This is a genomic window from Humibacter sp., assembly GCF_051954055.1.
In the GTDB taxonomy this organism is placed as follows: Bacteria; Actinomycetota; Actinomycetes; order Actinomycetales; family Microbacteriaceae; genus Humibacter.
On sequence record NZ_JBQCIE010000112.1, the window covers coordinates 68,074 to 91,353 of the forward strand.

General features: G+C 66.2%; 20 protein-coding genes. 4 read left to right on the forward strand and 16 right to left on the reverse strand.

Going from position 1 to position 23,280, the window contains the following annotated elements:
- Positions 1-3 precede the first annotated feature (3 nt).
- The 7 genes from ACTHNC_RS15020 to ACTHNC_RS15050 all read right to left on the reverse strand — a co-directional run bounded on the left by ACTHNC_RS15020 (position 4) and on the right by ACTHNC_RS15050 (position 7,165).
- Positions 4-381: a PIN domain-containing protein gene (locus ACTHNC_RS15020; RefSeq protein ID WP_440295424.1), complete on the reverse strand. Its 378-nt coding sequence runs from the start codon at positions 379-381 to the stop codon at positions 4-6.
- Complete coding sequence (locus tag ACTHNC_RS15025; RefSeq protein ID WP_440295425.1) at positions 378-635, reverse strand: CopG family transcriptional regulator; 258 nt, start codon at positions 633-635, stop codon at positions 378-380. The genes ACTHNC_RS15020 and ACTHNC_RS15025 overlap by 4 nt, the downstream gene beginning before the upstream one ends.
- 162 nt (positions 636-797) lie before the next feature.
- Positions 798-3,281 (reverse strand): right-handed parallel beta-helix repeat-containing protein, encoded by a 2,484-nt coding sequence (locus ACTHNC_RS15030; RefSeq protein ID WP_440295426.1) that lies wholly within the window; start codon positions 3,279-3,281, stop codon positions 798-800.
- A 219-nt stretch (positions 3,282-3,500) separates the two neighbouring features.
- Positions 3,501-4,724 (reverse strand): ABC transporter permease, encoded by a 1,224-nt coding sequence (locus ACTHNC_RS15035; RefSeq protein ID WP_440295427.1) that lies wholly within the window; start codon positions 4,722-4,724, stop codon positions 3,501-3,503.
- Positions 4,721-5,404, reverse strand: a complete 684-nt coding sequence (locus ACTHNC_RS15040) for an ABC transporter ATP-binding protein (protein ID WP_440295428.1) — start codon at positions 5,402-5,404, stop codon at positions 4,721-4,723. The genes ACTHNC_RS15035 and ACTHNC_RS15040 overlap by 4 nt, the downstream gene beginning before the upstream one ends.
- Positions 5,401-6,492 (reverse strand): peptidoglycan-binding protein, encoded by a 1,092-nt coding sequence (locus ACTHNC_RS15045; RefSeq protein WP_440295429.1) that lies wholly within the window; start codon positions 6,490-6,492, stop codon positions 5,401-5,403. Before ACTHNC_RS15045 ends, ACTHNC_RS15040 begins: the two co-directional genes overlap by 4 nt.
- Complete coding sequence (locus ACTHNC_RS15050; protein ID WP_440295430.1) at positions 6,485-7,165, reverse strand: hypothetical protein; 681 nt, start codon at positions 7,163-7,165, stop codon at positions 6,485-6,487. The genes ACTHNC_RS15045 and ACTHNC_RS15050 overlap by 8 nt, the downstream gene beginning before the upstream one ends.
- Positions 7,166-7,275: 110 nt before the next feature.
- Between ACTHNC_RS15050 and ACTHNC_RS15055 the strand changes: the two genes are divergently transcribed.
- Together ACTHNC_RS15055 and ACTHNC_RS15060 are read left to right on the forward strand one after the other, a co-directional pair.
- Complete coding sequence (locus ACTHNC_RS15055; RefSeq protein ID WP_440295431.1) at positions 7,276-7,926, forward strand: response regulator transcription factor; 651 nt, start codon at positions 7,276-7,278, stop codon at positions 7,924-7,926.
- Positions 7,927-7,933: 7 nt separating this feature from the next.
- Positions 7,934-9,235, forward strand: coding sequence for a sensor histidine kinase (locus ACTHNC_RS15060; protein WP_440295432.1), 1,302 nt, complete (start codon positions 7,934-7,936; stop codon positions 9,233-9,235).
- On the opposite strand, the gene ACTHNC_RS15065 is transcribed toward ACTHNC_RS15060, so the two are convergent.
- From ACTHNC_RS15065 to ACTHNC_RS15100, 8 genes are read right to left on the reverse strand one after another with little or no spacing between them, the layout of a single operon-like run.
- Positions 9,127-9,993, reverse strand: coding sequence for an HAD family hydrolase (locus ACTHNC_RS15065; protein WP_440295433.1), 867 nt, complete (start codon positions 9,991-9,993; stop codon positions 9,127-9,129). The genes ACTHNC_RS15060 and ACTHNC_RS15065 overlap by 109 nt on opposite strands.
- A complete protein-coding gene (gene serS / locus ACTHNC_RS15070) occupies positions 9,990-11,258 on the reverse strand; it encodes a serine--tRNA ligase (protein ID WP_440295434.1) in 1,269 nt (422 codons plus the stop codon). The genes ACTHNC_RS15065 and serS overlap by 4 nt, the downstream gene beginning before the upstream one ends.
- A 37-nt stretch (positions 11,259-11,295) precedes the next feature.
- On the reverse strand, positions 11,296-12,627 hold the full coding sequence (locus ACTHNC_RS15075; RefSeq protein ID WP_440295435.1) for an alpha-L-fucosidase: 1,332 nt from the start codon (positions 12,625-12,627) through the stop codon (positions 11,296-11,298).
- The gene (locus ACTHNC_RS15080) at positions 12,627-13,643 is read right to left on the reverse strand and encodes a Gfo/Idh/MocA family protein (RefSeq protein ID WP_440295436.1); all 1,017 of its coding nucleotides are present in this window, start codon (positions 13,641-13,643) and stop codon (positions 12,627-12,629) included. The genes ACTHNC_RS15075 and ACTHNC_RS15080 overlap by 1 nt, the downstream gene beginning before the upstream one ends.
- On the reverse strand, positions 13,640-14,626 hold the full coding sequence (locus ACTHNC_RS15085; protein ID WP_440295437.1) for a Gfo/Idh/MocA family protein: 987 nt from the start codon (positions 14,624-14,626) through the stop codon (positions 13,640-13,642). The genes ACTHNC_RS15080 and ACTHNC_RS15085 overlap by 4 nt, the downstream gene beginning before the upstream one ends.
- 45 nt (positions 14,627-14,671) lie before the next feature.
- Positions 14,672-15,511 carry a carbohydrate ABC transporter permease gene (locus tag ACTHNC_RS15090; RefSeq protein ID WP_440295438.1) on the reverse strand — a complete coding sequence of 280 codons (840 nt, stop codon included), beginning with the start codon at positions 15,509-15,511 and terminating at the stop codon, positions 14,672-14,674.
- A gap of 58 nt (positions 15,512-15,569) precedes the next feature.
- Positions 15,570-16,580, reverse strand: coding sequence for a carbohydrate ABC transporter permease (locus tag ACTHNC_RS15095; RefSeq protein WP_440295439.1), 1,011 nt, complete (start codon positions 16,578-16,580; stop codon positions 15,570-15,572).
- Positions 16,581-16,589: 9 nt separating this feature from the next.
- The gene (locus ACTHNC_RS15100) at positions 16,590-17,891 is read right to left on the reverse strand and encodes an ABC transporter substrate-binding protein (protein WP_440295440.1); all 1,302 of its coding nucleotides are present in this window, start codon (positions 17,889-17,891) and stop codon (positions 16,590-16,592) included.
- A gap of 109 nt (positions 17,892-18,000) precedes the next feature.
- Between ACTHNC_RS15100 and ACTHNC_RS15105 the strand changes: the two genes are divergently transcribed.
- On the forward strand, positions 18,001-19,209 hold the full coding sequence (locus ACTHNC_RS15105) for an ROK family transcriptional regulator (protein WP_440295441.1): 1,209 nt from the start codon (positions 18,001-18,003) through the stop codon (positions 19,207-19,209).
- Between the two features lie 57 nt (positions 19,210-19,266).
- Here ACTHNC_RS15105 and ACTHNC_RS15110 read toward each other — a convergent pair whose 3' ends face one another.
- Positions 19,267-22,749 (reverse strand): carbohydrate-binding protein, encoded by a 3,483-nt coding sequence (locus ACTHNC_RS15110; protein ID WP_440295442.1) that lies wholly within the window; start codon positions 22,747-22,749, stop codon positions 19,267-19,269.
- A 160-nt stretch (positions 22,750-22,909) separates the two neighbouring features.
- Here ACTHNC_RS15110 and ACTHNC_RS15115 point away from each other — a divergent pair.
- Positions 22,910-23,280 (forward strand): diacylglycerol/lipid kinase family protein (locus tag ACTHNC_RS15115; RefSeq protein WP_440295443.1); only part of this gene is annotated, 371 nt, incomplete at its 3' end.

Below are 23,280 nucleotides of genomic sequence, written 5' to 3' on the forward strand. Positions count from 1 at the left end.
TCCTCAGTACGGCGCCGACAAGTCCGCGAACATCGGGAAGTGCTTGACGTTCCTCGTCAATGGCCGCGCGTCGAGTGCGATCGCTGTCGCGGCGATCGCGAGGTCTGCAGAATCGATTCCCCGGTTGCGCGGGAGCCATTTCCTCCCGAGTTCACCCGCGATCTCGGCGACCTCTTCGTCCACGGGATGCCATGTGAACGCGCCGAGCAACCCGCGCGTCGCCGCTTCTTCGGGCGGGCGCATACCCGCCAGGATTTCCAGCTTGACGATCTCGCTGGAGTGCAACGGACCGGCCTCACGCGACTCGCGGAGCACTCGGGCCGCTTCCCGCTCTCCTCTAAGAACGTCGATGAGCACCGAGGTGTCGACGACCACCATCATGTCGAGGTCGCGTCTCGCAGCCGTCGGCCCGAACGAAGTCCCTCGACATACTCCTCACCGTCGATCGCGTGCTCATTCCACGCACCGAACGCGGCGTCGATGGCGCGAAGATCGGCATCCGCGTCCGTCTCCGGCCCGTATCTCCACGAGACGGCATCGCGGATGAGTGCGGAGATGGAACGCCCAGTGCGCGCCGCTTCACGGTCGAGGAGCCGGCGTTCCTCGACCGTGAGCGAGATCTGCGTGCGAAGCATGATGTAAAGCTACATCATATATGCCGCCGGAGGTATGACACCGAAGCAGGCGCATGGCCCGGACTCGAGCGACGCGCTACAGGAATCGGCATCCGCTACACGATTCTTCTGTCGCGGATGCCGATTTGTGTGGCGGCAAGGTCGAGCACTGCCGACCCGCCGCTACCCCGCGGACCCTCCCCCGACGGCCATCGCCAGTACGAGCAGCCCGGGGGTCTTGCCGTCTGCGTACGGCCGCAGGTCGGGCAGCGTCACGTAGGCCACCTGCTTCGAGCCCTCGAGCGGAATCGTGCTCTCGAACAGGCTGAACGGGCCGTTGCCCTTGCCGGTGGGCGTGTTGCGGTAGTCCATCGTGGTGAACAGTGTGTTCCCGGCCGCCGGCTTGTTGTAGTAGTAGTCGCCCGCCGCGAGTGTGAAGGTGCTCGAGGTGCCGTCGGTGTATGTGACGGAAGCGGTCCCCGAGACCGGAGTCGGATACGCGTTCACCCCGAACACCACAAGCCCGAGCGAATCGCCTTTGCCCGACAGCGCAATGCTCTGCCCCAGCGACCACACGGCGTTCTTCTGGCCGGGCGTGAACTGCGGCCAGGTGTAGGTCACCTTCGAGCCCTGCACGGTCGCACCGGGCGCGATGCCCTTCACCTTCTGCAGGTCGTTCGACGAGAGGCTGCTGCGGCTCAGCGCCAGATCCCCGGTGTACGGGTCGGCGCCGTCGGCGGTGATCGCCACGTCGTTGAAGGCCGACTCGATGTCCTTGTACAGAGAGCGCACCTGCACGGTGGTCGTGACCGATCCGAGTACGCCACGACCATCAGAGACGGATGCCTTCAGCTGCGCGCTCCCGGATGTCGCGTCATCCGGCGGCGTCACCTTCCACGAGAGCGACGCCGTCGCTCCCGACTTGAGCCCATCCGGCACGGTGTCGTCGACCGGGGTGACCTTCCACCCGGCGGGCGCCGACAGCGTGGCCGCTGCATCCTGCGTCGGTTGGGCGGCCCAGAACGTCGCCGTCGCGTTCACGGTGACCGGGAGCCCGGCTGCAGCCGCGACTGCCGGCATCCGGATGACCGCGGAGGGCTCGGCGTGCACGCCGGTCCCCTGGTATGCGCCGATGTTGACCGGCCCGGTGGCCGGAACGGGCGTGCCGTAGATGTCGCGTCCGCCGTTGTCCGGCACCGCGACGCCGGCCCGGAATGCCGGCGAGAACTGGCGAAGCTTCAGGCTGCCCAGGTCGTCGAGACCGCTCGGCTCGTGCGTCTCGTCGACGAAGCCGGGATCGGCGGCGACCCCGCCCGGGTTCGTGGATCCGTCCGCGTTGGCGGGCACGCCGGCCACGCCGATGAACAGGTTGTGGTCGAACGAGAGCCCCGGGCCGCGCACCTGAACACCCATCGATGCGTTGCGGTTCACCATGATGTTGTCGCTGAACGTGACGCCGCGGCTGGTGCTGTTGTCGTCCTGCAGGAAGTACGTCGGCGACGCGGACTCGTCCACGATCGTGTTGTTGTAGATCTGCGTCTTCTGGATGTTGCCGGGGCACAGCTGGAACACGCGCGCGGCGTCGTTGTAGCTCACGTTGTAGCGGAACACCGTTCCCCACGTCCACGCGCCGGAGTACGGGCAGACCAGCAGCAACCCGCCGCCGTTGTCGTGGCTGTAGTTGTACTGGAACACGGTGTTCTGCGACCCGCCGTCGGCGTCGAACGACATCCCGTCGTGGTTGTTGCCGCCACCGGACACGTCGTTGTACTGCACGAGCGTGTCGTCGGAGTTGAACGGCCAGATGCCGGCGTTGTTGGCGTTCGAGCGCAGCTGGAATCCGGCGAGCGTGTTGTGCTCGATCACCGCGCCCTTCGTGGTGTCGACCTTGATGCCGTCGCCCGCGATGCTCTTCATCGTGTTGCCCGCGATCACGACGCCGGTGCTCGGCGTCCACGGGCCGAGGCCGCTGGTGTCCTGCGTGCCGACCTCCGGCCGCTTGTTCCAGGTCGACTTGAAGTAGATGCCTTCACGACCCACGTTCGTGATCGTGTTGTCCCGGATCTGCAGCCCGTCGATCCACGTCGGCGTCGTCCGGCCGCCGATCCCGACCTGGATGCCCGCCGACCCGGTCAGTCCCTTGTTGTCGTCACCGAGCACGTCGTGGATGTCCAACCGCTGCAACACGTATCCGCTCGCCTTGCCGAAGTCGGTCAGCGAGATGCGGATGCCGTTGCGCTCGGTGCCGGGGTTCGCCGCATTGGTGATCGCGAGATCCTGCACCGTCACATGGTCGATGTTCTGCAGAAGAACCGCGTCGTGGGCGCCGGCTCCGTCGATGACGGGCGCGGCACCGGTGCCGTACGCGCCGATCACGACCGGAGCGTTCGCGGTGCCCGAACCGTCCGGCGTGAGCGTCCCGGTGCACGTCGACCCGCGCGCGAACAACACCGAGTCGCCCGGCTTCAGGGCGACCGCGTTCACCTCGGCGATCGTGGTGAACGGATGCCCGGCACTCCCGTCGGCCCCCGCATCCGGCGCTCCGCAGTCGGCGTAGTACGCCGTGCCGGTCGTCTGAACCGTTGCGGCGTGCGCCGGCACCGCACCGAGCGCGCCGAGCGGCGGCGCGACCGCGGCCACACCCGCCGTGAACAGCAGGCGCCGCACACGGCCCCTCGTCGTTCCTTCAGCGCTGGCAGCAGCTCCGCGTGTCGCTCGAAGACATCGCAGCATGGGTTTCCTCCTTGAATGCCCGTGACCTGGACATCCTCAGCGGAACGGAGAGCGCCGCGCACGCGAGCGACCACACTCGACCACGATCACAACCGGCCGATCGCGTGCATCCGCTTGTGACGCATTCGAACAATCAGAACAGTGATCGTTACGTCACTCCGCGCCGGAACGCAAGGCGGCCGCCGGTGTCAGCCGAGCCGCCCGCAGCGCGGGATAGATTCCCGCGAGAACACCGACGACGATGGCCGCACCGAAGCCCACGAGCGGCACGATCGGCGGGATCGTGAGCGGGTTGTGCGCCAACCGATCCACCACGGCGGTCGCCAACGCTCCGAGGCCGGCCCCGCCGATTCCACCGATGGCGGCGAGAACGGCTGCCTCGAGCAGGAACTGTGCACCGATGTGGATGCCCCGTGCACCGACCGCGCGCCGCAACCCGATCTCGCCGCGGCGCTCGAGAACGGCGATGACCATGGTGTTCGCGATGCCGACTCCGCCGACGAGCAGAGAGACGGCTCCGAGCGCGAGGTAGAGGCCCACGAAGCTTGTCTTCGCCGCCGCTCGCGCGGCGAGGATGTCCGACGGCCGGCGCACGGCGACCGCCTCAGGATGTGCGGGCGACGCCGTGAACGGGAGCACGGCGGCGACGGCTTCGACCTGGTCGGGATCAGTACGCAGATAGAGCCTGCTGGCTCCCTGTTGGAGTCCGAGGTCGGCTGTCGCGATAGGGAAGCTGACGAGGGCCGCCTCGTCGAGCTCCGGCGCCACCCCGACCGGCCCGAGCAGCCCGATCACGGTGAAGTACCTCCCGCCCAGGTACACCTGCGTCTGCGGGGTGAGCGTTTCGATGCCGAGGTTCTTCGCCGCCTGAAAGCCCAGCACGACGAGCGGATAGCGCTGCGCCACCGCGTCGAGGAACCGGCCGGCGATGACGGATGCCCCGACCGTGCGGGGCAGGGAATCCTGCGCCGCCATCGCCGTGATGCCGCCGGTATCGATGGCCGGAACCGCGGCACTGCGTCGCACCGTCACGCCGGTCAAGGATGCGACCGCGGTCACGTTCTGCACGGGCGGAATCGCTGCCACCATCGACTCGGCCGTCGACGGGAGAGGCAGCGCGGTGCCGCCGAAGTCCTGCCCGGCCGCCACCGTGAGCAGGTTCGACTCCCTTCCGAGCTGGTCGAGCAGCTGCGTCTGCGCGGAGGAGGCGAGGCCGAGCACTGCCACGATGGCGCCGATCGCCACCGCGATCCCGAGAGCGGACAGAGCCGACCGCATCCGCCTTGTCCGCAGCCCGTCGCCGCCGACGCGCAGCGCGTCGACCGCGCGCATCCGGGACCCGGCGGCTACCTCGACCTCGCGCCGAGCCGGCATCATGCCCGCCCGCTGTCCGCGACGACTCGTCCGTCTCGCAGGCGGATCTCTCGTCCCATCGTCGCGGCGACATCCGGATCGTGGGTGATCACCACGACGGTCGTGCGTGCATCGGCGAGAGAAGCGATGAGCCGCATGACCGCGCGCCCGTTGGCGGAGTCCAGGTTGCCGGTCGGCTCGTCGGCGAGCAGGATGCGCGGTTCGCCAGCCATCGCCCGCGCGATCGCCACGCGCTGGCGCTCCCCGCCGGAGAGCTGGCTCGGACGATGCGTGCAGCGCGCAGCGAGACCGACGGCCTCGACCGCCGCGGTCGCCGCTGTGCGACGGCGTCTCGTCGTCCACCCTCGGTACAGCAATCCCGTCATGACGTTCTCGAGCACGGTCAGATGCTCGAGCAGGTGGAACTCCTGGAAGACGAAGCCGATGCGCCACGCGCGAAGCCCGGAGAGCTGGCGGTCGGGCATCCTCGACAGGTCCTGCCCATCGAGGGAGAGCGAGCCGGATGTCGGTCTCTCCAGCGTCCCGATGAGACCCAGCATCGTCGACTTGCCGGAGCCGGACGGCCCCGTGATCGCCACGGACTCGCCGACCCCGACGCTGAAGGTGATGTCCGAGACGGCTGCGACGGCCGCGGGCGGCGGGTACACCTTGGACACACCGTTGAGGTTCAACAGTGCACTCATGACGCGGGAACCTCGACCTTCTGGCCTGGCTCGATCCCCGAACCGGTGATCTGCACGAGCGTGTCGGTGAAGAGCCCGGGCGCGACGCCGACGAGCTGCCGTCGTCCGTGCGACCCGTCCACCCACACGCCGTACCCGCCGCCCGAAAGTGCCACGAGCGCGGTAATCGGAACGGCGAGCGCGTCGTGCACCTGCTGATCGACCACGTTCACCGTGACGGGCGCCTGATCGAAGCCCGCAGCATCCGACCCGTCGGCGAGGGCGATGTGCGCAGGTACCGTCGCCTGAGAAGGCCCTCCGGATTGATCTCCGGAACCGTTGTTCTGCACCTGCGCGACGGCCGAGACGTCGGTGACCGTGCCGGCGATGGTGCGGCCGGTGGGCAACGTGACCGTGACATGGTCGCCGACATGCACGAGCTGCACCTGGAGTGTCGGGATATCGACGGTGACGACGGGCACGGGCGAGGTCGCCGTCAGCACGGGCTGGCCCGGCCCCGTGGCGGCGCCCAGCTCAACGCCGTCGGCCGCGATGCGCAGCGGTCCCGCCGCGAACAGAACCGTGCCCAGTGCGATGCTGCCGGTCGCATCCTGTCCGGTGGCACGTTGCCACGCAAGGATCCCGCGCTCGGTGTTCCAGGTGAAGTCGTCGTCGACGGTGATGCCTGCACCGAAGCCGAGTGCCGCGAGATCCGCTTCCAGTTGCTGCACGTCGGGCCCGGGCGTCATGCCAAGCTGGAACGACCGCCAGCCGGGGCGAGTCCCGTAGAACAGATAGACGGCTCGCCCGTCCACCTCGTAGAGCTCCTGGCCCTGCTCGACGATCGAGCCCAACCCGGGAAGTGCGGTGACGACGCCTTCGGACTGAGACTGCAGCGCCTGCGTGCCCGCGTAGCCGAGTGTCGCCGACAGCTGGGTCGTGGTCCTGAGCGTCGTGCGTACGACCGTCGCCGTCCCTACCGAGACGGTGGGGCGTGGCGCTGGACGGTTGCCGGAGGCCATCCAATAGGCACCGCCCGTGCCCAGCGCAAGCACCACGATGCCCCCGAGCACACCAAGGAGCATCCTGCCCCTCCGCTTCTCAGCCATGAGCGAGACTGCTCATCGTCGACGCCGCGATCTCCGCATCGAGCAGGGAACGACAAGCCGTGAACGCGTTCTTGACGGTCGGGTCCTGCTTGCCGAGGGCGCCGTTGTTGGGCAGCTCGTCGCCGGAGATCCCGAAGCCGTGCCCTGGTGTGAACGGTGTCTCACTCGTCGGGTCCCGATAGTTCGGCAGCCCGTGAGCCCTCAGGCACTGCGCGACCCGCACGCCCGCCTGTACGAGCTTCGGCGGCGCAGGAGACTCGTCATCCGGTTGCAGGCCGGCGACTGCGAACAGGTGGCCGCACGCCTGCTCGAACGCCGCTGTCGCTGCTGTGCGCTGCGCCGACGACATCTTGGCTTCGGCGTCTTGGATGCTGCGGGCATCCGTGAACACGTGGCCGTCGGCGGTGAGCACCGGATCCTGGTAGTCCGGCACACCGTGCTCTCGCAGGCACTGGGCGGCCGCGTGCAACTGGGCGACGCGGGACGCGCTGTACCCGACCCGCGGATGCTGGCGTCCGCTCTGCTTCGTGCCTGAGGCACCGTGGTCCGCCGTGGCCGTGCTGCCGGAGAGCGTCGGAACCGTGGAGCCGGCAGGCGACGAACATGCGGACAGCAGAAGCGTGGCGCCGATCAGAACCGCCAACGTCATCCCCTTCGTCCATCTGGTGCGCATGGCATGCTCCCTCGCTGTGGTGGATATGGCCGGTCTAGCAGCGGGCCGATGACAGCACGGGAACGCCTCCTGTCAGACGGATGTCATGCCCCGCGGCGCATCATGTGAGTGTGCGCGTGCTCGTCGTCGAGGATCACGTCGCGCTGGCGGACCGCATCGCGGAGGGCCTGCGCGATGCGGGGATGGCCGTCGACGCCGTCTACGACGGTCAGGCCGCCCTCGATCAGGCGGGCGTCGTCGACTATGACGTGATCGTGCTGGACCGCGACCTTCCCGTCGTTCACGGCGACCGGGTCTGTCGCACGCTCGTCAGGGCGCAGACACCGAGCCGAATTCTGATGCTGACTGCGGCATCCGATGTCGACGATCGCGTCGATGGGCTCGAACTCGGGGCCGACGACTACCTCGGCAAGCCGTTCGCGTTCCACGAGCTCATCGCGAGGCTGCGGGCGCTCGACCGTCGGGGGCCCGGCGCCTCGCCGATCGTCAGCAGGGGCGACCTCGTCGTCGACCGCGCCAGGCACCGGGTCAGCCGTCGCGGGCATCCACTCACGCTCACGCGCAAGGAGTTCGGCGTGCTCGAGCGCCTCGCCGGCGCCGACGGAGCTGTGGTCAGCGCAGAGGAGCTTCTCGAGCACGTGTGGGATGCCAACATCGACCCGTTCAGCAACATCGTCGCGGTGACCGTGGCACGGCTGCGCCGCAAGCTCGGCGAGCCGCCGTTGATCGAGACCATCGTGGGCGTCGGGTATCGGATGTGACCGGCCGATGAATGCGATCTTCGCGAGACTGCGGCTGCGAATCAGCGCGCGCACCCGGCTCACCCTGCTCTATACGGGGCTCTTCCTGGTGTGCGGTGCGGCGCTGATCGCCGTCATGTACGTGCTGGTGCTGCAGTTCCCGGTGGCCAGCGGATCATCGCTCTCACCGACAGAGCTGAACAGTCAGATCCAGCGCTGTGAGCACGAGCAGACTCTGAAGGGGCCGATTCCGCCTGACGCCAAGAAGAAGTGCATTGCCCTGTACTCGGACGCCGCGCAGGCCGGTGCCGCCGCCCAACGCGTCGCCACCCTCGACAATCTCCTGCTGTACTCGCTGCTGACGCTGGGGTGCATGACGGTGCTCGCCGCGGTGCTCGGGTGGTTCGTCGCAGGGCGCATCCTGCGGCCCGTGCACCAGCTCACGGCGGCGGCGAGACAGGCGACGGAGCACACGCTGTCCGCCCGCCTCGCCCTTCAGGGCAGGCACGACGAGCTGCGCGAGCTCGCCGACACCTTCGACGACATGCTCGACCGCCTCGACCGGGCGTTTGGTGCGCAGCGACAGTTCATCGCCAACGCCGGGCACGAGCTGCGCACGCCGCTGACCGTGATGCGCACGTCCATCGACGTCTTCCTCGCCAAGGAGCATCCCACCGCGGACGAGACCGCGACGATGTGCACCGAGGTGCGCCGCGCGGTCGATGGTGCGGAGCGGCTCATCGACGCACTTCTCACGCTGGCGCGCAACGAGCAGGCGCCTGCCGGAGCGGAGCCGCTCGACCTGGCGGTCATCGTCGAGGACTGCATCGACGATCGCGCGGGTCGCGAGCCGACACCCACGTTGCGCCTGCACGATGCACCGGTCGTCGGCGACCGCGTGCTGCTCGAGCGTCTCGTGGGCAACCTTCTCGACAACGCCGAGCGTTACAACGTGCCAGAGGGCACGATCACAGTGACGACCGGAATCGACGGCGATACCGCCCTGCTGGGGGTCTCGAACACGGGACCGCAGATCCCCTCCGGCGACGTCGAACGGCTCTTCCTCCCCTTCACCAGGCGTGACGATCGCATCGGACACGAAGGGTTCGGACTCGGACTGGCGCTCGTCCGTTCCATCACCGCTGCCCACGGCGGAACGGTCACCGCGACGGCACGCCGGGAAGGCGGCCTCGACGTCGAAGTGCGCCTGCCGACGCCGGATCACAGTGCGCGGCTCGCCGCGACCGAGAGCAGCACGTCTGCGAGCCCGTCGTCGTCGACCGTGCCGGTCACCTCGTCGGCCTCGGCCTTCACCTCGTCGGGCGCCTGACCCATCGAGACCGCGCGGCCGCCACCGGATCGCGCCAGGCGGAACATCTCGATGTCGTTGCGTCCGTCGCCGACGACGAGCAGGGCATCCGTCGGCAATCCGAGCCGGTCCAGCACACGGGCGAGCGCACTGCCCTTGCTCACGCCCTCGGGAGCGATGTCCAGCCACGCCGCCCAGCCGACCGCGTACGTGACCTTGCGCAGTCCCATCTGCTCGACGATGCCGAGGAACTCCTCGGCGTCGTGCGACGGCGAGACGACCACCACGCGGCTGACCGGCTCACGCGCGAGCCGCTCGAACGGCACCGGATCGGCCGGCCCGAGCGTCCAGCCCGAGGAGTCCATCCCCTCCGTGTAGTACCGCGTGCCGTCGGCTTCCTCGACCATGTAGCTGCCCTCTGGAAGGAAGCCGTGCACCATCTCGAGCACCGGCCGGGCGTCGAACGTCTCCACGATCGCCCGGCGATAGCCGTCCGCGTCGCGCTGCATGATCACCGCGCCGTTCGAGCACACGACGTACTCGGGCTTCATCCCGAACTCCGCCAGCACGTCACGGGCGGTCTCCCAGCTGCGGCCCGTCGCCAGTGTTACCTCGTGACCGGCGTCGATGGCGGCGAGCACGGCATCCTTCACCGCGTCGGATGCCGACCCGTCCTCGTGCAGCAGGGTTCCGTCGACGTCGAGCGCGATGAGCAGTCGATCGGATGCCTGCACCTCTGACGACGTCGAACCTTCAGCCTTGCGTGCCGTCGCCGTCATGCGGTCACCGGACGCAGCACCTCGAGGCCGCCGAGGTAGGGCCGAAGCACCTCGGGAACCGTGACGGATCCGTCCGCCTGCTGATGCGTCTCGAGGAGGGCGACGAGCCAGCGCGTGGTGGCCAGCGTGCCGTTCAGGGTCGCCACCGGCGTGGTCTTGCCGCTCTCGGTGCGGTACCGGATCTGCAGGCGTCGCGCCTGGAACGTGGTGCAGTTCGAGGTGGATGTCAGCTCCCGGTACCGCCCCTGCGTCGGCACCCACGCCTCCACGTCGTACTTGCGTGCGGCGCTCGATCCGAGGTCGCCGGCGGCGGTGTCGATCACCCGGTACGCCAGGCCGAGGGACTGCAGCAGCTGTTCCTGCAGCGCGAGCAGGTGCAGGTGCTCTGCCTGAGCATCCTCTTCGGTCGTGTAGACGAACATCTCGAGCTTGTTGAACTGGTGCACCCGGATGATGCCCCGGGTGTCCTTGCCGCCGCTCCCGGCCTCGCGCCGGTAGCACGTCGACCAGCCCGCGTAGCGAAGCGGACCGTCGGCCAGGTCGATGATCTCGTCGGCGTGGTACCCGGCGAGCGCGACCTCGCTCGTGCCGGTGAGGTACAGGTCGTCGGTTCCGAGGTGGTACACCTCATCGGCGTGCGCGCCCAGGAACCCCGTGCCCTGCATCACCTCGGGCTTGGCCAGCGTCGGCGTGATCATCGGCGTGAACCCGTTCTGCAACGCTGTCTCGAGCGCGTAGTTCATCAGCGCGATCTCCAGCCGCGCGCCGACGCCCTTCAGGAAGTAGAAGCGGGCGCCGCTCACCTTGGCGCCCCGGGCCATGTCGATCGCGTCGAGCTTCTCGCCGAGCTCCAGATGGTCGAGAGGCTCGAAGTCGAAGGTCGGAATCGTCCCGACCTCGCGCAGGGTGACGAAGTCATCCTCACCGCCGGCCGGCACGCCATCGATGATCACGTTGCCGATGCGCCGAACGGCGGTCTCGAAGCGCTCCTCGGCACCGGATGCCTGCGCCTGCGCTTCCTTCACCCGCGCCGCGAGCTGCTGCGCCTGGGCGACGAGCTCCCTCTTCTCCTCTTTCGGAGCGGATGCCACACGCTTGCCGAATGCGTTCTGCTCCGCTCGCAGAGACTCGTACTCCGTGATCGCCGCGCGGCGTTCCGCATCGGCGGCGAGCGCAGCATCCACGGTCTCGGGAGACTCCCCCCGTGCCTCCTGCGAACGCCTGATGATGTCGGGGTTCTCGCGCAGAAGGACGGGATCGATCATCGCTCAATTCTATGGGCGCGCTGGAGCGCAACCGCGCTCAGCGCAGGAACAGCTCGATGACTGGCACGGCGACATTCGGTCGTGCCACGGGCAGCGCGAGGGTGAGGGTCCCTTCCGGCTGTCCGCCCTGAGTGAGATTCTGGGCGGCCGTGTCCGGGGCGATGACGCGCATGGCGATCTCGCTGCCGTCGTTGAGGAGTTGCGCATAGGTGACCTTGCCCGCGAGCCCCGGCAGGTGGAGAGTCTCGAACGGCCAGGCGAACAGGTGCGCGTAGAGCCGATCGCCGCGCTGTGTGTAGCGCACATCGCTGGGCGGCGTGAAGGTGCTCGCTCCGGCGCCATAGATGGAACGCGCGTGCAATCGCATCCACTCACCAAGGCCGGCAAGAGAATCGGTCGCGTTCGCGTCGAATGCACCGCGCCCGTTCGGTCCGACGTTCAACAGCAGGTTGCCGTTCTTGGAGACCCCGTCGACAAGCATCCGCACGAGCAGGTCAGGCGACTTGTACCCCGTGTTGTCGCGGTCGTATCCCCAGCTGCCGTTGAGCGTCTGGCACACCTCCCAGACCACCGCCTGCCCCTCGACCTCCATAGGACGGTCGGGCTGATATTGCTCAGGGGTCACGAAGTCCCCCGGAATCCCCAGCCGGTCATTGACGAGGATCCCCGGCTGCAATTCGCGCACCATGGCGAGCAGTGCGTCAGCGCCCCAGTCGTCAGCGTCCTTCCCACCCCAGACCGGCGGCACGGCGCCTTCGCCATACGAGAAGTCGAAGAACACATAGTCGACACGCCCATACCGGGTGAGGAGTTCGCGCACCTGCCCGTGCAGGTGCCGACGGTAGCGGCCCATGTCACGGCCCTCGCCGAACGCGACGACCGACGACTCGTCCCGCAAAGGGTGGTGCCCGTCGACAGTGAAGTCTGGATGATGCCAGTCGAGCAGCGAATGATAGAAGCCGACCTTGAGCCCCGCTTCGCGTACGGCGTCGACGAACTCGGCCACGACGTCTCTGCCGAACGGCGTGTGCATCACTGTGTAGTCCGTCAATGCGGAGTCCCACAGGCAGAACCCGTCGTGATGCTTCGTCGTCAGCACCACGTACCGCATCCCAGCCGTCTTTGCGGCCTGCGCCCACCCACGGGCATCGAACAGGTCCGGATCGAAGACCGCGACGTAACGCTCGTAATCGGCCACAGACATCCGCTCGCGGCTCATCAGCCACTCGTGTCGCGCACCCAGCGAATACAGGCCCCAATGGATGAACATGCCGAATCGGTCGTGCATGAACCACGCTGCATCGTCAGAGCTTGTCGCGGCAGCGGTGAGCTGCTTTGCAGACGCCGAAGTAGGTTCTGATCGAGGCATCAGGTCGGCAGGGTCCGCAGTTCCGAGCTCACGCGGGTCGCGACCGATCGATATGCGGCATCGATGAGTGCGACGCCGTCGAAACCGGCGCGTCCGTCTGGCTGAGCAGTGTGATCCCGGTGAGCGATGGCTTCGACGAATGTGCTGATGAGGCGTTCGTCGAGCGACTCTCCGTAGCTGTAGGTGATGGGACCGCCGTCGCTCCATCCCTCGATGATCGACGCGAATGGGAGCACCTCCGCCGCACCTGATGTGCCGACGACGGAGAGCGTCACAAGGTCGCCGACATCGGCCGAGCCGGCCGGCCGTGACCACGAACAGTCGATCGATGCGATCACTCCACTGGGGTAACGCAGTGAGATGAGCCCCGCTGTCTCTACAAGGCCCTCATGCCGTCCTGGGATGTCGTTGGCGACGGCGTAGACGTTCGCCGGTGACTCGCGAAGCAGGTCGGCGATCAGGTCGGCCGCGTGCACCACGTGATCCGTAACGGCGCCTCCGCCGCTCAGAGCAGGGTCGGTGAACCACGATCGCGCAGTCGGGATGCTGCCGCAGTTCGTCGCGTTGACCGAGACGATGTCCCCCAGTTCGCCGCGTTGAACGGCGTCGCGCAGTTGCGTGTATGCGGTCGAGAATCGCACCGGAAGCGCGGTCATGAGGATGACTCCCGAGCGCTGCGCCGCCGCAAGAATAGCCGCCGCGTCGTCGATAGTCGTCGCCAGCGGCTTCTCACACAGTACGTGGACCCGTTCCTCGGCAGCGCGCACGACGAGGTCGCGATGGCGCACGTTCTCCGCGCAGACGATGACCGCGTCGGGATGCCATGCCCAGACATCCTCGTAGGTGTCGAGGTAAGGAATCCCCAGCGACTTCGCGAGCCGAGCGCCGCGCGGCTGGGCGTCGCTGTCGACGCCGTCCGGATCGGTGGCGACGAGTTCGACCTCTGAATGCTGCTTGAGTGCCGCGATGTACTCGAACGCATGCGGATGGGCTAGGGATAGGACGGCGATCTTCATGCCGCTGATACCTCTTCCTGATCGTTGACGAGTTCGACAGCCTGTTCCGAGGCGGCGGACAGCGCGATCGCCTCCGCGATTCGGATGGCTTCGACACCGTCTCGTGCCGTCACGCGGGTCGCGCTCCCGTCAGCGATCGAGCGCACGAAGTCCGAGAGCTCCTCTCGGTACGGGCTCGTTGCCGCATCGAAGCTGGGAAGGATGTCCTCTGCCGCCGCCGGCAGGCCGACATGGGTGTAGCCGGGCCGGGCGGCCGAGTCGGAGCGCAGCGTTCCGCTGGATCCTGACACGTCGAATTGAGTCCGGAATTCGATCGGCGCGGTCGTCCAGATCGCGGTCAGTTGCGAGATCGCCCCGGATGCGTGGGTGAGGAACGCCTGCGTGCTCTCGTTGCCCTTGTGTGAGCGCGTGCGAGCGAATACCCGCGTGACGTCACCGGCCAGCCATCGCGCGATGTCGATGTCGTGAATCATGAGGTCCAGAAGCACCCCTCCCGATTGCGCCGCGTCGAGATACCACCCGTTCTTCGGACTCTGGCCCTGGCGGGTGAAGCGTTGCACGGCGATCTTGCCGATCGCCCCGGATGCTACAGCGTTCCGAAGAGCCAGATAGTCCGGGAAGTAGCGCACGACGTGCGCCGGGAACAGGGGAACGTCCGCCCGGGCGAAGCTGTCGGCGAGCAACTCGGCCTCCACGAGGGTCCGTGCCAGCGGCTTCTCACAGACCGTGGGGAGCCTGCGCTCCAACGCGGCGAGCGCGAGGGAGGAGTGAACCTGAGTCGGTGCGCAGATGTCGACGACGTCGACGCTTCGCAAGAGCACGTCCAGTTCGCCTACGACCCTGCCGCCGCCGTGTCTCCGAACGAGGTCAGGTGCATCGTCGGCGACCGAGTAGACCTGCACGTCGAACCCCAGGTCCAGCCAGGCAGGGAGATGGGCGTTGGCGATGCCGCCTGCACCGATGAGACCGACTGTCTGATTCATCGAGTGTGTGTTCCTTTCAGATGTGAAGCAGAGGAGCCGAACACGTCACTTGCCGATGCCCTCGGTCATCCCGCTGACGACGCGACGTCCGACCCAGAAGTAGAGCAGGACCATCGGAGCGATGACGATGACGATGCCGGCGAACAGCCCGCCCCAATCGGACGTGTACTGCATGTCGGAGTAGAAGTTCAGCAGGGCGACGTTGAGCGTCTGCATGCCCTGGTTGGGAACCAGCAGGAGCACGATCATCGTCTCGTTCCACAGCCCGAGCACATTCAGCACGGTGACCGTGGTGATGCCGGATCTCGCCAGCGGGACCATGACGCTGAGGAACGTCCGGAACGGCCCGGCGCCGTCGAGGGCGCTGGCTTCTTCGAGTTCGGACGGCAGCGACCTGAAGTAACCCACGAGCACGAAGACGCTGAACGGCAGACTCAGTGCCACATAGAAGAGCGCCACCGTGATTCTCGGATCCCAGGCCCCGGTGACCCATTCGACCATGAACTGGGAGAGCCCGACGCTGATGAGCACCATCGGCACGGCGAACGCCTGGAAGGGAACGCTCATCCCTGCGGAGAACAGCGAGATGATCGGTCCGGAGGATCGGCCGCCGAGCCGGGCGAGCGCGTATGCTGCTGGCACGCTCAGCGCCATGATCACCGCCACCGACACCACGACCAGCAGCACTGTGTTGAGCGCGGCGACGCCGAGGCCGGAGGTGCTGAGGGCTCTCCAGAAGTTGTCCCAGTGCCAGACGGTCGGCAGCCCGATGGGATCGGCGAAGATGTCCCTAGATGACTTCACCGAGTTGAAGAAGATCCAGACCAGCATTGCGATGTTGATCGCCACCCATAGCCACAGAGACGCCTTCAGCGCGAAAGACACGAACGTACTGAGTGCCGAAGAGAGCGATGGCCGGCCCGGTTTGATCGCAGCATCCATGTCACATCTCCAGGGGTTCGCGGCGGGAGATCCGACGGGAGAGCAGGATCAGGATGATCGTGATGGCGGTCATCACCACGCCGATGGCGGCCGCCGATCCCAGTTGCGGAATGCCCCCGCCGTGACCGCCGGTGACACGCAGATACTGCTCCACGGCAAGAGAGCGGGCCTGCAGTGGCGGATCTCCCGCGGTGCCGGTGAACGCGATGATGATCTCGAACGTCTTGATGCCCGCGATGACCCACAGCACGGCGGCCACCGAGATCATGTCCCGCGTCAGTGGAAGCGTGATGTTCCGGAACTGCTGAAGAAGGTTCGCACCCTCGATCTGTGCCGCTTCGTAGAAGCTGGCGGGGATGCCGTCAACAGCCGACATGAGCAGCACGACGTAGAATCCAGCCGCGCTCCAGGTCAGTCCGACCATGATCACCTGAAGGATGTCGTCCGGTGCCAGCCACGGGCGCTGCAGCCCGCCCAAGCCCAGCGCGCCGAGGGCCGTGTTGATCAGTCCTTGTGGGTTGAACAGGAACGACACCGACAGGCCGATGGCGATCGGCGAGATGATGAACGGCACGAAGACGGCTGAGCGGATGAAGCTGTGCCCCTTCGTCGTGCGCAGCACGATCATTGCTCCGCACGCGATAAGGAAGATCGCGATGCCGACGACAGCTGTCAGGACGAGCGTGTTCCAGAACGACGACAGGAACACCGGGCTCGAGAACATCTTGGCGTAGTTCTTGATGCCGACCCATTCGAAGGGCGATCCCAACCCTGCCCAGGACGAGAAGCTCAGTGCCATGCCGAACAGCGCAGGGCAGATGAACAACATGATGTAGACGATGAGCGCCGGCAGGAGCAGCGGGAGGTACATCCGTCGCCGTTCCCGCTGGAGGGCACCGCCGACACGCCCTCGGCCCGAGGGCCGGGATCGGTCCTGAAGGGATGATCCCGGCGCCTCGGCGCTGAGGAGACTCCCGGCCTCCGCGGCAGGCGAGTTGCGTGCGATGGTCATGAGGGATGCTTACTGCTTCAAGAGCGCGGCCGTCTGCGCCTTGCCCTGAGAGAGGAACTCATCCACGGTCAACGAACCGGCGATGAACTTGTCGTCCAGCGGCATGAAGACATCGGTCCACCACTGCGGGGCGCTGGTCGCTACTCCGTCGAAGTCGTAGCTGATCGTCTTCGTCGTGTCGATGCTCTTCTTGATCCCAGCCAACGAGGCGGGAGCCGGAGAGTCCGTGCGCGAAGGGATGTTGCCCGCATCGGTCGCGATGCGGTCGTCGTACTTCTTCTGCATGGCGAACGCGAGGAACTGCGCGATCTGCGCCTGCTTCTTCGACTTCGGGTTGGCCGCCCAGCCCAGAGCGCCGACGGTGACCACGCTGGCCTTGCCTGCGGTAGTGGGCGGGAAGGCCATCACCATGGGCTTCTGCGTCGCGCTCTTCGCCGGCGCGGTCTCGCTGGCCAGCCAGGTGCCGTTCAGGTTGTACAGGTGGGCACCCTGCGCCCACGCGTTCTGAGCGGCCGGGTACTTGGTCGCCATGTAGTCCGGCTCGAAGAGGTTGGCGGAGACCAGTTTCTGGAGTTCGACAGCAGCATCGCGAACTGCCGGCTTGTCCCAGGCCGAAGCGCTCTTCGAGAGGCTCCCCAAGGTTCCCGGCCCGCCTGTTGCGAGCATGAGCTGGAAGATCCAGAACGCGTTGTACGAGTCCACCGTTCCGTCCAGCGCGATCGGCTGCTTGCCGGTCTCCTGCTTCTGCTTCTGCGCAAGGGCGAGGAAGTCGTCGAACGTCTTCGGCGGCTTGGTCGCGAATCCCGGGTCGACCGTGGCGTCGTACCAGAGTCCCTCGGAGAAGACCGTGTGCGGCACGAATCCATAGCCCTTGTCGTCAGAGATCGCCTTCAGCACGCTCGCGGGCAGAACCTGCTTGATGGTCTTGTTCTCGCCGGGGATGTCTGTGTTGAAGATAGCCGACATGTTGCCGAGCGCACCCGCCTGACGGAACTCCGGTGTGTGGTCGATCGCCGAGTCATAGATGTCGGGGCCCGAGCCCGTGGCTATAGCGTTCTTCACCTGATTCTCTTCGGCATTGCCGAGCCACTGCACGTCGACCTTCTGCCCGGTCTTCGCCTGGTAGTCCTTGATGATGCTGCCGAACAGCTTCGCCTGCGGCGTGCCAGAGGCCCAGGCGCTCCAGTAGACGATGGGCGTCTTCGAAGCAGTGCTGTCGCTGGTTGACTGCATCCTGGTCCCGCAGCCTGTGAGGGCGAGTGTGACCGTGAGGGCCGCCGCGACGGCCGCGGCTACTTTGGGCTTGCGCATGGGAGGTCCCAATCTTCCGTGATCTTCGATGATCTTGAGCGGGCACCGGTGCCCGTGGAGAGATTATATACACAGTTTCTGTTTTAATTATTTCTCGTAGGGTGAACCCATGAACGTCCTCCTCGATCGCGGGCAGACGCTGCTGCACAACGCCGGCGATCAATCGCGACTACGTCGCCTGAACACACTGGCGGTCATCGAAGCCATCCGGGAACAAGCCCGCACCATTCCAGCCACTGCCAAGGCGACAGGCCTCTCCAAGACGTCGACCGACTCTCTGATCTCAAACCTCGTGCAGCTCGGATGGGTTGTTCCCGTCGATCCATCGGCTCCGGTCGGAGCCGGCCGACCCGCCACCCGTTATCGGTTCAAGGCCGAGGCAGCCGTCGTGCTCGGCATCGACATCGGGCGGCACTCTGTGCGAGCAGAGCTCGCCGATCTCAACGGCGAACTCATCGCCGATGCGGAGGCGACCGCGACGGAGGAAGACGGCCCACTCGAAGTGCTGGCATCGGCCGTGCGGCTCGCAGACAGCCTGCTCTCCGCCAATGACCGTGAAAGATCTTCGGTGTGGGCCATCGGAGTCGCGGTCCCCGCCGTCGTCTACAACGACGTGATCACCCGCGGCGCCGAGGGTTGGGCAGGGGTCAATGCCAAAGAGGTTCTCGGTGCCGATTTCGACTGCGAGATCGTCGTAGAGAACGATTCCAACCTCGCCGCATTCGCCGAGGCGTGGAAGGGCAGCGCGGTGGATGTCTCAGATCTCGTCTACATTCACTCCGGCAACCGGACCGGTAGCGGGCTTGTCATCAACGGCTCCTTGTTCCGCGGGTCGAACGGCGCGGCCGGTGAGATCGGGGCGATCCACGAAGTCGGCTGGGAAACGGCGCAGAAGCATCTACACGCGGTGCAGCTCGAGGACGGGTCGGTGGTCGACCGCGAAGCGGTATTCGCCGCAGCCGCCAGGGGAAGCGCCTCTGCACTGGCGGCCGTTCGCCGCTTCAGCGAGGATCTGGCCATCGGCGTGGCTGCTCTTGTGCTCACCGTGGATCCCGAACTCGTGGTGATCGGAGGCGGCAACGTTCGAGCCGGTGAAGTGTTCCTGGAGCCACTCCGGCGTCGCGTCGAGACGCTTTGCATTGCGAGGCCGGCACCACCCATCATTCGCTCCGCGCTCCGCGAGCGGGCATCGATCACGGGCGCGGTCGGGTACGCCGCCACGACCGTCCGCGAACTCCTTCACGCGGTGGCGGCCAGCGGAACCAGCCTGCCGAGCGCCGATGTGCACCCCTCGAAGTGGCCCGGCCGCCTCGACTGACAACCCAGTGCGACCGTGCCGGCGATGGACCTTCGCCAGTGCGGCCGCACTCGTCTCTTATGACACCTTCGGTTGCTGCACGATGAAGGCATCCACGATCGCGATGCGACCGTCGCTGGCGTAGGTGTCGTCGTTCGTGACCCGGATCGTGTGGGTGCCTGGCGCGAGATCTCGGACGACGAACACGGGCTGCTGCGCCGTTCTGGGCGAGCCGAAGCAGTTGATGGTCGCCTTCTTCACGCCGTCGATCGCGATGTCCACACTGCCCATATCGGTATACCGCTCCGTGAGGAACGCAATGCCGGTGCCTGTGAAGGTGTACTCGGCATAGTCCCCCGCAACGGTCGAGTAATGCACGTCATCATCGAAGTCGCCGAAGCCACGGTGGGTATCCGTGCCCCAGCTGCCCGAGTACGTGATTCCCGGATCTGTGTCGTTGACCGTCGTGAGCGTGACGTTCGGGTCCGTGACCGTGACCGTGATGCTCGACGTGAGGCCGTTCAGCTCCACGGACAGCGCCGCCGTCCCCCACCCCTTCGCGGTCACGGTTCCGTCCGAGTCAACGGTCGCCACCGATGTGTCGGACGACGAGTACGTCACTGAATCCGTGACGGTCTTGTGCGAGCCGTCCATGCTGATCGCCGTCGCTGTGAGCTTGCCCGTGTCGCCCACCGCCATCGAGGTCGGGCCGGAGGCACTGACCGCCTTCAGCACATCGGTGGTTGCCGTGAGACCGAAGTCCTCGAAGAGCACTCCGGCTTTTGTGCGGGCGCTCTCCCCGATGAAACGCAGGTTGTGGATGCCTGCGGTCATCTCTACCGGGGTGGAGATGTTCTCGAAGTGCCCGTCGCCACCCGTGTCCGGCACGTTCACCGTGGTGGCGTCGCCGTCGACGTCGAACTGAAGCTGCTGCGGCTGGTCTGACGCGACGCGCAGGTCGAGCTTGTAGTACCCGGTGTATGGAACGTAGATGTTCTCGTACCGCAGGTAGTCCTGCTGGTCGATGCTTCCCACGGCGGTGACCGTCTTGCCGTCGTCGTGGTACGTGCCCGCTACCACGCCGGTGTCAGGCCCGTCCCAGCTGTATTCCTTGGCCAGGTTCCACTGCATGTTGTAATCGCCTGCCGCGATGGTCTCGTGGTAATCGCCTTGGCGGTCGAATCGCATCCAGTTCCAGACGATGTTCGAGTCCGCCGTGATCCATACGACCTTGAACGTGTGCTTGCCCGCAGCGAGCGGCACGAAGAAGTTTGCGGTCTTCATCGTCGTCACTCCACCGGTCGGGTCCAGTGACAACGGTCCGGTTGCGTCCTTGCCGTCCACCTCGAGGCGAAAGGAAAGGGGATCGCTATTGGTGGTCGAGTACCGGAACTGCATCAGATAGGTCGCGCTCTGCGCGACATCGACATTGTCGTAGCTCAGCCAGTCACCCGAGTCGATGACGGAGACACCCGGAGTTCCGTCGTCATCCACGTCGTCAAGTGCGTTCAGCCATGTGCCGCTCTGATCCGTCGCCGACTCCGCCTGAATCGTGAACTCATCAGGGTTGGCGAGCGTGAATCGCATCCAGTTCATGAAGAACCAGTTGCCGTCGTCACGGACGATCCGGATCGTGTGCCGACCCGCCGTCAGCGGGATCTCGCGTTCGATGGTGCCGTACACGTTGTACCCGCCGGTGTCGGGAGTGCCGATCGATCCCGTCGCGTCCTTGCCGTCCACCAGTACGCGGAAGTGGTCTCCTCGGGAGGCTGAAACCCTGAACTCGGCCCGATACGTGCCTGTCTCAGGGACAGTCACGTTGTTGTACTCCGCCCAGTCCCCCGAGTTGCCCATGTAAAGGGCACCGAAACCACCCTCGGCCGGCGGCTCCACGCCGTAGGCACCCTGTGCCGCGGTGTAGTCCTCATTCTCGATCCGGAACTGGGCTCGCGCTGCCTGAGCTTGCGCAGTGGGAGCGGATCCCGTCACCGTGACTGGTCCGATTGGGTATATCTTGTCCTTCCCATTCGGCATGGCGAGCTCGATCCTGGGTTCGCCAGTCGAATCGACCATGGCCAGTGCCAGCGTGTACGAGCCAGGGCGCACGGAGTGCGGCAGCGTGAACGACGAACGCACCTGGTCGGCATCGCCCTTGAACCAGGTTGTCTCATCTACCGAGGAGTCCGTCCCGCTCCACACGACCCGCCCGCTCGACTGGTCGAGGAGGTACACCTTGATCGGATACTTCTTCGGGCTGAACCCGGCCCCGTTGTTCGTCCAGGTCTGGGACAGGTCGAGTGTGCCTCCCGGCCGCACGGTGTCGGTATAAGTGGCACGCTGCATGAGGAATCGGTATCCCGAGTAGCGGGCGAGGGTGGTGAACCATTCCCCATATGCCTTCTTCATGGCGTCCCAGTCCACGAAGCTCGTGTTGTTGATCCCTTGGAGGTTCGAGTGGTACGCCTCGATCGCGTTCTTCACGACCAGACGCGGGTTGTTCAGCATGACGCTGCTGTTCCACGTGGAGCCCTCCGACACTTGGACGTGGTCCCGTCGTTCCAAACGGTTGATGTACGACGTTTCGCCGCTCGTGTCGTACTGCATCCACGGGAACGCACTGTTCACGGTGTCCGAACGGAAGCCCCAGTTCTTGTTCGCTGCGGCCACGTCGTATCCGTAGGCGGTGAACCGCTTGGCCTGCGTGTTGGCATCCGGATCGTTCGGATCGACGTTGGCGCCCGGGTTCTCCATCATCACCATCGTCTTCCGGAAGGCGCTGCTGTAGATCCCGAGGATCGTGTGGAGCGTCTTCGTGCGCGTGGCGTTGTCTGGCCATGGGAAGTTGAGTGCGTCGTTCCAGCCAGACCACTCGCCGAAGAGCGAGAACGCGCGCAGATCGACCCACGCGATTCCCTTGTTGCTGTCATAGCGCTTGGCGAACGCGTGCACCGCCTTCGACAGGGCGTTCAAGTAGATGGGGCTGTAGTACAGCGGCTGCTTCGAGTAGTACTTTCCGTTGTACTGCGCTAGCCGGTAAGGGGCCTTTTCGACATCGAACAACCAGGCCGGCGGGTACTGATAGGGGAAGACGCCGGGGTCGTTCTTCACATCGGGCGCGTCGGACATCAGCAGCTGGATCTCCGCCGTCTTGCCCTGTTGATTGATTCGCTTCATGAATTCGTCGAAGCGGTGCCACGAGAACTTGTTCGGCCCAGGCTCAAAGTCGGCCCAGGCGATCTGCACGCGAACGATATCCGCGTCGTCCGGGATGCGTTTGCGCCCTTCGATGAAGTCAGTGATCGCCGGGTCAGTGGTGAACGTGTAACCCTGGCTTGTCGCCGGCTTGGGGCTGTTGATGTCGAAGGCTGTGCCCGTATACGGATTGCCGTGGAGCACCTGGTGCGTGTCAGTGAACGTGACCGCGCGTTCCTGATGAGGCACAGGCGAACCCGATGCGGCAACGGCGGCCGGGCCGTGCACCGCGCTCATCGCGGTCGTGGGCGCCAGTGAAATTCCCGCGCTCAAGATGCCTGCGACTATGGCCGCCACGAGACTCTTCATGCGACTACTCCTCCTCGAGCACGTTTCAGTATTTTATTCAGCCTGCGGGTTAATTAATACGGGAAAGGGAATCGCTCCGCAAGGCGCAATCGGGAGCTTCGGCGCCCGGGAGCCGTACGCTTCAGCCCGCCCATCAGCAGTAGTCGGTAGCGTGGTGAGGGTGAGCGATCCGGTCGCAGCAGCATCCGATCCCGCGTCCGCCGGTCTGACAGCGGGCGCTCCCGGTGATGCGGATGCCTCAGAGAGCACCCGGCTTCGCCGTGTCGCCATCGTCTACAACCCGACGAAGGCCGACCAGAGGGCGTTGCGCGCCGCGGTGGAGTCCGGCCTGCGCTCAGCGCGGAAGGACGCCGACTGGGCGGATCCGGTCTGGCTGGAGACCACGGTCGACGACGCGGGACAGGGCCTCACCCGCCGAGTGCTCGACGAAGGGGTGGATCTGGTGCTCGCGGCAGGCGGCGACGGCACGGTGCGCTCCGTGGCGGCCGGGATGCGGGGAAGCGGCGTACCGATGGGGATCGTCGCGCTGGG

Bases quoted from the DNA above. Each gene is read 5' to 3' on its own strand.
- ACTHNC_RS15020 (WP_440295424.1), bottom strand. From the start codon at position 381: ATGATGGTGGTCGTCGACACCTCGGTGCTCATCGACGTTCTTAGAGGA.
- ACTHNC_RS15025 (WP_440295425.1), bottom strand. From the start codon at position 635: ATGCTTCGCACGCAGATCTCGCTCACGGTCGAGGAACGCCGGCTCCTC.
- ACTHNC_RS15035 (WP_440295427.1), bottom strand. From the start codon at position 4,724: ATGATGCCGGCTCGGCGCGAGGTCGAGGTAGCCGCCGGGTCCCGGATG.
- ACTHNC_RS15040 (WP_440295428.1), bottom strand. From the start codon at position 5,404: ATGAGTGCACTGTTGAACCTCAACGGTGTGTCCAAGGTGTACCCGCCG.
- ACTHNC_RS15045 (WP_440295429.1), bottom strand. From the start codon at position 6,492: ATGGCTGAGAAGCGGAGGGGCAGGATGCTCCTTGGTGTGCTCGGGGGC.
- ACTHNC_RS15050 (WP_440295430.1), bottom strand. From the start codon at position 7,165: ATGCGCACCAGATGGACGAAGGGGATGACGTTGGCGGTTCTGATCGGC.
- ACTHNC_RS15060 (WP_440295432.1), top strand. From the start codon at position 7,934: ATGAATGCGATCTTCGCGAGACTGCGGCTGCGAATCAGCGCGCGCACC.
- ACTHNC_RS15065 (WP_440295433.1), bottom strand. From the start codon at position 9,993: ATGACGGCGACGGCACGCAAGGCTGAAGGTTCGACGTCGTCAGAGGTG.
- serS (WP_440295434.1), bottom strand. From the start codon at position 11,258: ATGATCGATCCCGTCCTTCTGCGCGAGAACCCCGACATCATCAGGCGT.
- ACTHNC_RS15075 (WP_440295435.1), bottom strand. From the start codon at position 12,627: ATGCCTCGATCAGAACCTACTTCGGCGTCTGCAAAGCAGCTCACCGCT.
- ACTHNC_RS15080 (WP_440295436.1), bottom strand. From the start codon at position 13,643: ATGAAGATCGCCGTCCTATCCCTAGCCCATCCGCATGCGTTCGAGTAC.
- ACTHNC_RS15085 (WP_440295437.1), bottom strand. From the start codon at position 14,626: ATGAATCAGACAGTCGGTCTCATCGGTGCAGGCGGCATCGCCAACGCC.
- ACTHNC_RS15095 (WP_440295439.1), bottom strand. From the start codon at position 16,580: ATGACCATCGCACGCAACTCGCCTGCCGCGGAGGCCGGGAGTCTCCTC.
- ACTHNC_RS15100 (WP_440295440.1), bottom strand. From the start codon at position 17,891: ATGCGCAAGCCCAAAGTAGCCGCGGCCGTCGCGGCGGCCCTCACGGTC.
- ACTHNC_RS15105 (WP_440295441.1), top strand. From the start codon at position 18,001: ATGAACGTCCTCCTCGATCGCGGGCAGACGCTGCTGCACAACGCCGGC.
- ACTHNC_RS15110 (WP_440295442.1), bottom strand. From the start codon at position 22,749: ATGAAGAGTCTCGTGGCGGCCATAGTCGCAGGCATCTTGAGCGCGGGA.